This is a genomic window from Levilactobacillus koreensis JCM 16448, assembly GCF_001435525.1.
Classification (GTDB): Bacteria; Bacillota; Bacilli; order Lactobacillales; family Lactobacillaceae; genus Levilactobacillus; species Levilactobacillus koreensis.
Genome location: NZ_AZDP01000115.1, coordinates 24,339 through 36,230, shown reverse-complemented (window position 1 = coordinate 36,230; position 11,892 = coordinate 24,339). Strand labels below are relative to the sequence as shown.

The following is an 11,892-nucleotide window of genomic DNA, read 5'->3' as shown; positions in this document are numbered from 1 at the left end:
ATAGAACCACCTCAAAATTATTAGTCTCTCTGTCTAATAATTTTACGGCACTTCATCTTTCCCGATTTACAGCATGGGACGACCTAAGAGACGCGTGTTCTTCGCGGCTTTTAGGCGAGCCGGAAGCCCGTCCCTCAGGCTGGAGGCGTTCCCCACAGCAGGCGGAATCCCTGGCAGCCGCAGTACACCAACTTACATCAATCTCTACGCCTTCAACTGTTCAAAAAAGGCTAGCACCAAAGCTTCGTAGAAGTCGATGGCCTTCAAGTATTCCTGAATGGAAATGTATTCATCGACCTGATGAGATGTGTTGCTACCGGGACCGATTTCAATGCTGGTAAAGTCGGCTTTGGCCCGCAAGAATTCGGCGCCATCGTTCGCTCCACCGGACCCGACGATTTTGGTGTCATGACCGCAGATCTTATCGCTGATCTGCTTGGCCAGTTGAACCAATGGCGCGTTCGGGTCGCCCGGAATGGCCTCTTCCGGATAACTGTAGGACAGCTCCAAATCGACGGTCGGCTCCTGATTCAATTTGGCAACTAACGCTTCTAGCTCATCGTAAATGACCTGGTTAGGGTAGGCCGGAATCGTCCGCATGTTAGCCATCAGCTCGGCGTGAGCGGGAATCGAATTGATCTGCTCGCCCCCGGAAATCAGGTCGACGTTATGCAGCAAGCCGCCTAGTACGGGATCGGTCTGGGTGTGCTGCGCCATGATAGGCCCGACTGCGTTGTAAAATTTCAGCAAATTCGTAATTGCGTTGATGCCCTTTTCCGGACTAGCGCTGTGACTGCCTTTACCCGTAGACACAACCTTGTAGTCAATGACGCCCCGCGCGGTGTAGACCACGTTGTCGAGACCACTGGGTTCGGCGATGACCAAGCCGGCGAGATCATCGGCGTATCCAGCATCGGTCAACGTGGCCGCACCGTATTCACCGGTCTCTTCACCAACCGTTGCCAGCAGACGCACACTGCCCTTTAACGGCATCCCCTGTTCGAGAAATTCCAGCATGGTGATGACAATGGCTGCCAAGCCGCTCTTCATATCCGAGGCGCCCCGGCCAAAGAGCTGGTCGCCAACGATTTCACCACCAAATGGATTGTGGCTCCACGCACTGTGGTCCCCAGCGTCAACCACGTCCATGTGCCCAGACAAGCCGATTTGCGGACCTTCCCCAATCGTTACGACCAGGTTATCACGGTTCTTAGCAAATGGCACCTTTTCCACCTTGGCTTGAGGATAAGGGGCAAACAGGCTCGCAATGTAGTCGGCAACGGCGGTCTCGTTATCATTGACCGAAGGAATCTGAATCATGTGCTGTAAAATCTCAATTTTGGTCTGGGGCGTCATAGGCGTCATCCTTTCTCTAATCACTTTCTAATGTTATTAGCATACGCCCTTCTCCCCGAAAAGCAACCATTAATTGCAAATATATTAGATTATATTTGATATATCGTATTTTTATACATTTATAATGAATATTCGCGAGTGGTCCGGCTCCTGCGGTATAATGGGGAGTGAACCAACTGACTCGCCCGTCGGCCCAGCATTAGGTCGGCCGCCTGTCAGCGCAGTTAATTTGAGGAGGGGTTTTTATGCGAATCTTTGTGCCATCCGAAAACGGCTACTTAGCCGACGAATACAGCAAACACGCCACGGGCGACGATGTTTATGGTGGTCAGCCCGTTAAGTCGTTCCCCATCAGTTTATCCAAAATTCCCAAGAAGACACAGACACTAGCGCTGAACCTGATTGATTTTGACGCAGTGCCCGTCAGCGGATTCCCCTGGATTCACTGGGTCGCCGCTAACTTCCCCGGAACGACCAGAGAAATTACCGCGGACGTTTCCCGGACTAACGCCATCCCGCACGTCCATGGCCGCAACAGCAACGCTGGCTCCCTCATTGGGAACACGGACCCCGCCATTTTCCAGAATTACACCGGGCCATTTCCACCTAACGAGGACCACGATTATAGCCTGACCGTTTACGCGTTGAACACCAAGCTCGACTTGGCTGACGGTTTCTGGTTAAACGACCTGCTTCATCAAATCAACGGGCACGTCTTGGACACCGCCACCATTACTTTGCGCGGCCGGGTTTAGGACGCCCCCCATTAAGAAGGGGTATTATGGAACAGAACTATAAACAGATTCTGGTGCCCGTCGACGGGTCCGTCCAAGCAGAACTGGCGCTAAAGAAGGCCGTCACGGTCGCCCAACAGAATCACGCGCACATCGACTTGCTAAATGTGTTGCGGATCAATCATTACGGATTTTACGCTAGTGGCTCTATGCCTGGTAGCGTTATTCATGACCTTGCGCAGGACGCCACGGCCTACCTGACCTCGCTGGTCGACACCACCAAGGCGGCCACGGGCTTCGCTGACATGGACATTCACGTGCGGTTCGGCAATCCTAAGACCGTCATCGCCCACGAGTTCGTGCGTGACCACAAGAATGACCTCATCATGCTGGGAGCCACCGGTCTCAGCGCGGTTGCCCGAATGGTCGAAGGGTCGGTCACGTCTTATGTGAGCCGAATGTCCGCCATCGATGTTTTCGTAGTCCGGACCAACGAAGCCGGCAAGCCACTCGACACCAAGCAGGCCGCCGAACAGAACCAGGAACAACCGAAACTTTCTAAATAGACTCGAAATGACCACCATGGCACGACGCCATGGTGGTTTTTGTTGTCCGTCATCTGATATAACATCGACATTAGCGCGATAATTAGTCAAGTTGGTATGGCCTGCGCCTTACCGGCCGCCAGATATGGGCTGGAACGGTGCGGCCACAACTTGAAGCCTCGAAAATCACGAGTCTACAAGGTTGGTCTTCTGCTAAGCCGACGGAGAATCACCGTCAACTAAGCAGAACGACGCGCCTGAGCCCATATCTGGCGACCTCTCGGCTTACACAGCAGTCTTTTGTCGGCTAAGAGAATGAGCGTAAAGTCGTTACTGAACGAATCATAAAATTCAGAGTGCACCGAGCTTTCAACGATCGTCATAGCAAAAGCCAGCCTGAGCAGGTTAAATTTCTGGCAGCCGCAGTTCAGTGGTGCGGCCAATTTATCTTTAAACTTTCAACCATCATCCCTACAAGGGCGTATACTAAGAAAAAACCGGAGGCGATTGGCATGGCAGACTTTCCAATTGAATTACGACAACTAGTCGATGCACCCGACTTAAGCTTTACGGACGACCAAGTCGAGGTGTTACTGGCACACGTTGGTGATCTGGACCCCACGATTCGTGACGATACGGTCTTCACCCTCTTTGAACGGGGATTAGACGAGGATGCGTTCACTCCTGCCCAACGTCGGACCATCGCTAAGCACCTGCTGACTAACCGTGGTCTCTTCACCGCCATCGACCAGCCAGCTAGCGACGCCGTCTTTCAGCGAACATTCACGGCGCTACTGACTGCGGCGGTCCTAGACAACGACGCACAACATGCCTGGTTAACCACCGTCGACCGGAACCAATTTTTCAACGACGCTCTGACCTACCTCGTCCGCGAGCACGACCAACGCGGCTGGGTGCCGGACAAGGGCTGGGCCCACGGCGTCGCTCACGGTAGCGACCTGCTCGGCTATGCGTGGCAACATCCCCAGTTTCCCTTGAACCAAACGCCGATGGCTCTGGCAACCATTGCGACGGTGTTTGTTCGGCAGACGACTCCCTTTCAATTTGACGAGGAACCGCGCCTGGCCATGCCACTGATTCAAGCACTACGAGTCGGCCATCTGACCACGACGCAACTCAACGACTGGCTAACCGCCACCGACCAGCGTTTGTGGACCAATTTCTCATTTGACCGCGGTCCAGCCGCACGGCTACACAACTGGCTCAGCTTCCTTCACCACCTCTACTTCTTGCTACCGAAGGAACCAACCACCCAACAACTCATTACAACATTAAGTCATCACTACTATCAGGTAAATGGCTACACAAACTAAAAAAGGTGCCGACGCAAGCTGTGTTAAATCAGACTGTGTCAGCACCTTTTTTCTATTTTCGCCAGAACGTCGTTGTTTCGGCCTTATCCGCAATATTAAATGAAATGATTTGTTTCAACAGGTCGTAGTCCACATCCTGCGTCCATTTGATGCGGCCAAATTTCTTCCCCGGATTATATTTTGCGGCCTGAATGGTATCGGCGAACTGAGCCATCGCCTGGCCTTCGGGGGCAAACGCCATGTGCGCCTTAGCCACGCTAAACCCAATAATAAACGTGCCATGGTCGGTAAACATCAGCTGATTCCACGCAAACCGCTGTTCGAGCTGCGGAAAGGTCGTCTGGACCCAATTCAACACGGTCCGCACCCGCGCTTGGTGTTCGTCGTCGTCAATCTTCGCTAAGTAATCTTCAAATTCTGCAATCATAGGTTCACCCCTAAATGGTTTAGTCATGGCCCAGCGACCACGTTAAATTATTTTTATTGTAGCATGTTTTCTTCCATTGAGGGGATGTCGCTTGCGCGTGATTAGAAGCTCTGCCGTTATCCAACACTCGCCAAAAAACGCGACCACTGGGTTTCAACTCACCCGTTAGTCGCGTCCAATTCTATTTTGATTTTTGACTACTGTAGATAGCTTCAATCACAAAGCCCAGTCCCACGACACATTCGCCCAAAGTCATCATCCAGCTCCCGCTAAACAATTTAACGGAAAATGCATTGCCGGGGGTGAGGGTAAATAGCGTGGACACGAAGACCACCACGCCTAGCCAAAAAGTCCATTTTCGAAAAAAACTGTAATTCACAAATTCCACCGCCTCAACTCAAGTTTACCACTCGTTGACCACGTGGTCGTCTTGCCAGTAAAATTCAACCTCAAGTGCCCGGTAGAAGTTCTTAGAATACGGGTCGTTAGAAGCATTCTCCTGCAATCTCGCTCCCGGATCAGAGACGACACCAAACCCCAGATTACGAGTATTATGATGCTTAGTAACGTACTGTAAGGCATGCGCAGTCTCATCCGCCAGGCCATCCACCAGGTAATTGCCACCCTGCGTATTAGCTGGTAGTGAACGCATCCAGCCCAAATCCATATCTTCAATGGCGCCTAGCCCACCTGAGCCGATAAAATGCTTGTTGCCCTTGATACCAAATTTCGCAGGTTGCCAAACTTTAGATTGATCCCTTACTTGACCACTAACCCCATCATCGGCATAAGTCATGTACTGCGCAAAAGCCATCATCTTCGGACTAAAGGTGTACTGACCCGTCAATTTTTTGGCCACGGCCGCTTGAATCTGTTGATTAGTCATTTTTTGGAAGGCAATATTTTGCTGCGTCTTGAGTGCCTGATTCTTTGCTATTTTAGCACCCACGACAGCTGGCGTCTGGGTGGTCGTCGTTGGCTTCAAGTAGCCTCGCCAGATCCAACCCTTGTGCTCCCCGGCTGCAGTTTGAACATGATAATAGATGGCCGATGTGCCTTTCGCCTTCCGGTACAATTTTTCATGAGCATCGGTGAACCAGATCTCGTCCGGCTCCTCATACCCCATGGCGTATAGCAGGCCCAGATGCTTCGAATAGCGCCCACCCTGCGAACGCGTAAAGGCGTGTTGCTTCATACTCTTCCGCCAGACCAGTCGCACGGACTGTGACCGAGCAGTTGACGAGTACATCTCGCTAGCGGCCTTAGCCGATGTCCCAGACAAAAAGAACATGCCGCCAGCGACTCCGAGGACACTGACAAGCCGAATTAAACGTTTCATAGAACCCCTCCTCTATTTCAGAGTAGCACTCTCACTTGACCAGTTCTAGCCAAAACTGATAATAGGAGAATTAATTATGATTAACATCTATGAAACCCAGCATTCTTTTCACCAAACGCACAAGTCACGGGTGCTTGCCACTTACATGAGGGGGTGATCTATTTTAAAGGGGGCCTGGGACAAAAGGCTTCTGCACCTCTTTGCGCTCCTAATGTATACGGTCGAAACGTGCGCCAAAAGGCAGTCAACTCCGCTTAACCCCGATAGACAAACAATCCAAGATCAGGATTATTCGTCTATCGACGTTAATGCTCATTGACTAATCGCCTTCTGTCCCACTCTCCATTTTAAAAGGGACGCCGTGACCACTACGACGTCCCCGCTGTTCCTATTCAACTCAACCTGTTGCTAGTGGAACTGCATCCCACCATCAACTTCCAGTGTCTGTCCCGTAATGTAGTTGGAGTCTGGACCTGCCAAGAAGGCAACCCCGGCTGCAACGTCCTCTGGTTCGGACAGCCGACCCAGAGTAATGTCCTTCGCAAATGTCTGCATGCCCCATTCGTCGTCTTTACCGGCATTTTGACCCACCTTGTGCGCGATGTCAAACATCATTGGTGTCTTCACAATGCCTGGTGCGTAAGCGTTAGCCGTGATACCTTCAGCAGCTAAGTCCCGCGCAACGACTTGGGTAATCCCCCGAATGGCAAACTTGGTGCCACTGTACAGGGCTAAGTTCGGGTTCCCGACAACGCCGGCTTGAGAGGTTGCGTTGATAATCTTCCCGCCGTGGCCGAGTTCCTTTAATTTGGCATGCGCTGCTTGGATGCCCCACAGGGTTCCGGCAACGTTGACGTGGTACACTAAATCAAACTGTTCTGGGGTAATCGTGTCGATCGGCGTCGTGGGACCAAGGCCGGCATTGTTGACGATTACGTCAAACCCGCCGAGCTTATCCGCAGTCGCATTAACCGCAGCGAACACACTGTCGCGGTCGGCAACGTCGACTTTTACAGCAACGGCCTTGCCACCATCAGCTTCGATCGCAGCAACGACTTTGTTGGCATTGTCCAAGTTCAAATCAGCAACTGATACAGCAAAACCATCATTGGCTAAACGTTTGGAAATGGCTTCCCCAATTCCTTGACCGCCGCCAGTAACCATTGCTACTTTACCATTTGATGCCATGTGCCATTCACTCCTTCAGAATAAGTAGATTTCCAGGTACACTCACATTCTACCGGAAACAATGGGGTATTGAAAGCGATTACGTGCGGAATCTTTTTACCGTCTTAGTTGTTCAATTGAACTAATTAGTGGAAACGTTGTTAACCAAGCATTCGCTTCATCGCAACCCGCCAAGTGCTATCCGTGAAACTATTGGTAGAGTAGTGTATCATGGACATAAGTGTTCGGACTCAAAATATTTTAAAGTGAGGTAATGACATGGAAACAACTCAATTAAGCAACGGTGTGACCATCCCTATGCTGGGATTTGGGACTTATTTGATCGACAGTAAGGATGTCCCCGCAGCAATCAAAACGGCTTTAGACGCCGGCTATCGACACCTCGACTGCGCCCACATTTACGGTAACGAACCCGCAGTTGGGCAGGCCATCAAGGACTCTGGCGTTGACCGCCCTGACCTGTTTATCACGTCTAAGGTTTGGAATGCTGACCAAGGATACGATAAGACGCTAGCCGCCTTTGACCAAACTTTATCTGACTTACAGTTGGATTACCTAGACCTCTACCTGATTCACTGGCCAAACGAAAAGAACTTCGACCTGACGTTGGACACTTGGCGCGCCTTCGAAACCCTGTATCAACAAAAGAAGGTCCGGGCCATCGGTGTTTCTAACTTCTCTCAAGAACAACTCGAACAAGTCTTTGCGATGGCCAAGGTCAAGCCAATGGTCAACCAGATCGAACGACACCCCTACAAGGTCCAAGCCGAGCTAGGCAAGTTCGACACGGACAATGGCTTGGTCAACGAAGGGTACTCCCCAATCGGGCATGGCCACTTAATCCTAGAAGATCCAGTCATCACCAAGCTGGCAGAAAAATACGGCAAGTCACCAGCCCAGATCGTTTTACGGTGGCAAATTGACACGGGCTTCGTGGTCTTCCCTAAGTCCTCGAAACCAGCACGGGTCAAGGAAAACTTCGAAATCTCTGGGTTTAACCTAACCGCTGCTGAAATTGAAGAAATTAACGGTTTAGACCAAGATAAGCATTTAAACTACGACTAGACGAACTTTGTTTGGTCATACAAGAGTCTGGGACATTTCCTAATCCCAGGCTCTTTTTGCGCGCCGAACGGATATGGGCTCAGGTACGTCGTTCTGCTTGGTCGGCGTTTTTTGCCGGCTTAGCAGAAAACCAACCTTGTAGACTCGGTTTTTTCGAGGCTTCAAGGTGTGTTCGCCCCGATCCAGCCCATATCTGCCGGCCGGTAAGGCGAAGGGCCCACCAGGTTGCCTAGTTTTAGTCTCACTGTTGTTGCTAGAGCAGGCATGGCTGGTATTTTGGAACTTTCAACCTTTAGTTCAGACGCAAAAAGAGACCAGGACAGATGTCCCAGCCTCCAGATAGCATATAGTTGATTTTACTTTTGAGCGGTACTCAGATCAGTGACTTCTGCTTCACCGGCCTTTTCACGTAGCGTTGCTTCAATGTCTTCCAACGAACGGTTCCGCGTTTCGAAGACCATCTTGTGAACGAACCAGATGGAAAGGAAGCACAGAATCCCGTAACCGATGAACAGGCTCCCAGTACCAAAGAAGTCCAGCAATGATGGGAACGTCAAGGAAACGATCATGTTAGCCGTCCAGTTGATCACACTGGCAAAGGAATTTCCTAAGCCCCGGATATTCAACGGGAAGACTTCACCGATCATGACCCACATCACGGGACCCCAAGTAGCGGAGAAGAATGCGATGTAGACGGTCAAGGCAATTACGGAAATAATGGCTGCCGCGTGTGACCCGCCGGAGAACTTCATGCCCATGCTCATCACGAACAGGGAAATCCCCATTCCAACGGAACCGATGATCAACATCTTTTTCCGATCGATTTTATCCATAATAGTTACGGCAACCGCGGTCACAATCACGTTGAAGACCCCGATACCGATATGGGCTAACAGAGCCGCCGAGACCCCGAAACCAACATCAGTAAAGATGGTTGGTGCGTAGTACAACACGGTGTTACAGCCCATGACCTGTTGGAAGATGGCTAAGCCAACCCCAATGATCAATGAAGGACGAACCATTTTACTAAAGAGCTCTGGCCAACCGCCACTCACGACGCCAGCCTGTTCTTTAATTTGACGAATTTCACGGTTAACAATGGTGCTGTCATGGCCGTTCATGGTATCCAAGACTTCACGGGCTTCATCAACACGACCAGACTTGACCAAGAACCGGGGACTCTCTGGTAAGATCAACCCACCAAAGAAGAGCAATGCGGCAGGAATTGCGGCAAAACCTAACATCCAACGCCAACCGGTATACAAGCCGGAGAAGCTATAATTAGTGATGTAAGCCAACAGAATGCCCGACATAACCATCAGTTGAAAGAGACTGGCAACGGTCCCCCGTTTGTCAGCTGGTGCTAACTCAGCGAGGTACGTTGGAATCAACGCTGAGGCAGCCCCAACGGCCATCCCTAAGATGACCCGGAAGATGATCAGAGACCAGAATTCCGGCGAAAATGCGGACCCTAACGCCCCGACCAAGAAGATAACGGCGGAGAGTAGGAGTAACTTACGCCGACCATACCGGTCAGACGACGGTCCAATAATCGCAGCACCTAAAATCGCTCCTAACAGAACGGAACTTACGACCCAGCCCTGTTGCCAAGCGCCTAAATGCATTTGTTTTTGAATAAAGAGAATCGCTCCGGAGATAACCCCGGTATCGTAACCAAAGAGCAACCCGCCGAGGGCGCCAAAAAAGTAAATGAATCCGGTCGAAACTTTATGCATCGTTACTGACTTCCTTTGACGGTAAATCACCGTAGAATTTTTTTGTAAGTTGGTATTCTACTTGCGGTTAGTTGATTGCTTCAACCAACCATGTGATAACTATAGCACAATTCGTCAAATTCTGAAAGCGTTTCCTATACTTTAATATTCAATTGTAATATTTTGACTGATTCTCACAGCTTCCAATTTTGTGTGAAAATGCACATGAATAATCGTGAATCTTAATTGTTATTTGGTGTAAACAAAAGGCCTCCGTGTCTTACGAAGACCCACTTGTTTATGCGATTAATGACACCCGATTCCGTACTCCAACGTATTTTTCTATGGGCAAAACACTTGCAATATATCTTGAAAAAGACCATAAGTCCATTGCCCCTCCGCCGTCCTAGACAGTACACCTGTAAACACCACCCGCTTAATCTGTACACTAGCAAAATTGCCATTGCCGTAGTAGACAATCTGAGCTTGAAGCGTCCCCACAGCAGGCGTAGTCCCTGGCAACCGGAGTGCGGCCATTCTTAACCAACCTAATTTCACAGCAAAAAGGCCTCCGCCAGACAGCGAAGACCTTCTCTAACGCCTATAGTTCTTCCCTACGGTAGTCCAACAGTTGTTCGCTGATGGCCTTGGTCTGTTTGTAGACCTGCTTGTAGATGGCATGCATCTTCGCATACTTCTTCACGTTCTCTGGGTTGGGCTCGTAAGCCTTGCCGAAGTGAACGAAAGTCTGTGCGCAATCCTGTAAGGAATCGAACCAACCTAGGCCGGTAGCCGCAATCATTGCAGCCCCCATGCCAGGCCCCTGTTCGTTCTTCAGGCTGACAACCTTACGATTAAAGATGTCGGCTTGAATCTGCAACCAGAGTGGACTCTTGGCGCCCCCACCGATAGAAACGACCGTGTCAAAGTCGCCACCGTTTTCTTCGTAGATATCAAAGAGATCTCTAAACGAGAAGACGATGCCTTCCAGAACAGCACGGACGAAATCATAACGTTGATGGGTTCCGTCGACCCCAGTAAAGCTCCCCCGAATATCGGCATCCGCGTAAGGTGCCCGTTCACCGACAATGTACGGCGTGTACAGGAGACCATTGGCCCCAACCGTCGACTTAGCCGCACTCGCAACGAAATCGGTGAAATCCTCTGCAGGAGCGAAGGTCTTCTTGAACCAGCTGAGGGAGTACCCAGCGGCCAAAGTGACCCCCATGGAGTAATACTTATCAGGAATCGCGTGGTCTTCAAATTGAAGGACCCCGTGATAGTTAACGTCGGCGTTGTCCTCGTATTTCAACACAACACCAGACGTCCCGATACTAGACAGAACCATGTTCGGGTGGAGAATCCCCGCCCCAACTGCACCAGCCGCGTTATCGGCGGCGCCACCAAAGACCTTGGTGGCGGTGGTCAAACCAGAAAATTCTGCGTAGGCCGACGTCACCGTCCCGGCAAAATCAACGGACTTGATCAATGGTGGGCACATGCTCATTGGAATGTCGAACGTGTCACAAATTTTCTTACTCCATTCGCCCTTGGCAACGTCGAGTAAGACGGTCCCAGTCGCGTCGGAGTAGTCCATTGCGAGGTTACCAGTCATCCGGTAACGCACGTAGTCTTTAGGTAAGACAAAGTACTTGGCCTTGGCCCAGATGTCAGGTTCGTTTTCCTTGACCCACAGCAACTTGGTCAGCGTAAAGCCTTCCAGTGGTTGATTCCGGGTAATGTCGACGAACTCGTCACCGAGCTTCGCTTCAATTTCTTCACGTTGTGGCGTGCTGCGCGTATCGTTCCAGAGAATGGATGGCCGCAAGACCTTCTTGTTCTCATCCAACAGAACTAACCCGTGCATTTGCCCAGAGAAGCTCAAGCCCTCGATTTCTTCGGCCGCTAAATGGTCGGTCAAAATCAAGCGGACAATCGCTACCGTCGTCCCGGAAACCCAGTCTTCAGGATTCTGCTCATTGTAGCCAGGCTTCTTTTGAATCAAATCATAGTCAAAACTTTCTTGGGCGACAATCTGGCCACTGTGATCTAGCGCTGAAACTTTAACGGCACTAGTCCCCAGGTCAACGCCGAGTACATACTTCCCCATCGGTCATTCCTCCTAGTTTATCTCGCGTCATAAAAATGGCGGGCGGACACACGGTCCGTCCGCCATTCTATTGTCAGTT

Annotated in this window: 11 protein-coding genes; 4 read left to right on the top strand and 7 right to left on the bottom strand. The window is 50.7% G+C overall.

Annotation, left to right across the window (positions count from 1 at the left end):
• Window positions 1-204: 204 nt before the first annotated feature.
• Window positions 205-1,356 (bottom strand): ArgE/DapE family deacylase, encoded by a 1,152-nt coding sequence (locus FC99_RS10925; protein ID WP_048734213.1) that lies wholly within the window; start codon window positions 1,354-1,356, stop codon window positions 205-207.
• A 245-nt stretch (window positions 1,357-1,601) separates the two neighbouring features.
• Here FC99_RS10925 and FC99_RS10920 point away from each other — a divergent pair, with 245 nt between their 5' ends.
• The 3 genes from FC99_RS10920 (at window position 1,602) to FC99_RS10910 (ending at window position 3,969) form a co-directional block, all read left to right on the top strand.
• Window positions 1,602-2,111 carry a YbhB/YbcL family Raf kinase inhibitor-like protein gene (locus FC99_RS10920; RefSeq protein ID WP_048734211.1) on the top strand — a complete coding sequence of 170 codons (510 nt, stop codon included), beginning with the start codon at window positions 1,602-1,604 and terminating at the stop codon, window positions 2,109-2,111.
• A 26-nt stretch (window positions 2,112-2,137) separates the two neighbouring features.
• Window positions 2,138-2,656 carry a universal stress protein gene (locus tag FC99_RS10915; protein WP_048734208.1) on the top strand — a complete coding sequence of 173 codons (519 nt, stop codon included), beginning with the start codon at window positions 2,138-2,140 and terminating at the stop codon, window positions 2,654-2,656.
• Between the two features lie 491 nt (window positions 2,657-3,147).
• On the top strand, window positions 3,148-3,969 hold the full coding sequence (locus FC99_RS10910) for a DUF2785 domain-containing protein (protein ID WP_048734206.1): 822 nt from the start codon (window positions 3,148-3,150) through the stop codon (window positions 3,967-3,969).
• 52 nt (window positions 3,970-4,021) lie between these two features.
• Here the strand turns inward: FC99_RS10910 and FC99_RS10905 are convergent, their stop codons facing one another.
• The 4 genes from FC99_RS10905 to FC99_RS10890 form a co-directional block, all read right to left on the bottom strand.
• On the bottom strand, window positions 4,022-4,396 hold the full coding sequence (locus FC99_RS10905) for an iron chaperone (protein WP_048734203.1): 375 nt from the start codon (window positions 4,394-4,396) through the stop codon (window positions 4,022-4,024).
• A gap of 181 nt (window positions 4,397-4,577) precedes the next feature.
• Entirely contained in the window at window positions 4,578-4,775 is a 198-nt protein-coding gene (locus FC99_RS10900) for a hypothetical protein (protein WP_056986553.1), read from the bottom strand.
• Window positions 4,776-4,799: 24 nt separating this feature from the next.
• Window positions 4,800-5,735, bottom strand: coding sequence for a hypothetical protein (locus FC99_RS10895; protein WP_048734198.1), 936 nt, complete (start codon window positions 5,733-5,735; stop codon window positions 4,800-4,802).
• Between the two features lie 408 nt (window positions 5,736-6,143).
• On the bottom strand, window positions 6,144-6,923 hold the full coding sequence (locus FC99_RS10890; protein WP_048734195.1) for a (S)-acetoin forming diacetyl reductase: 780 nt from the start codon (window positions 6,921-6,923) through the stop codon (window positions 6,144-6,146).
• Between the two features lie 258 nt (window positions 6,924-7,181).
• Between FC99_RS10890 and FC99_RS10885 the strand changes: the two genes are divergently transcribed.
• Window positions 7,182-7,988, top strand: a complete 807-nt coding sequence (locus FC99_RS10885; protein ID WP_048734192.1) for an aldo/keto reductase — start codon at window positions 7,182-7,184, stop codon at window positions 7,986-7,988.
• Window positions 7,989-8,344: 356 nt separating this feature from the next.
• Here the strand turns inward: FC99_RS10885 and FC99_RS10880 are convergent, their stop codons facing one another.
• Together FC99_RS10880 and xylB are read right to left on the bottom strand one after the other, a co-directional pair.
• A complete protein-coding gene (locus FC99_RS10880) occupies window positions 8,345-9,724 on the bottom strand; it encodes a sugar porter family MFS transporter (RefSeq protein WP_048734189.1) in 1,380 nt (459 codons plus the stop codon).
• Between the two features lie 580 nt (window positions 9,725-10,304).
• Window positions 10,305-11,813, bottom strand: a complete 1,509-nt coding sequence (gene xylB / locus FC99_RS10870; RefSeq protein ID WP_048734182.1) for a xylulokinase — start codon at window positions 11,811-11,813, stop codon at window positions 10,305-10,307.
• Window positions 11,814-11,892 lie beyond the last annotated feature (79 nt).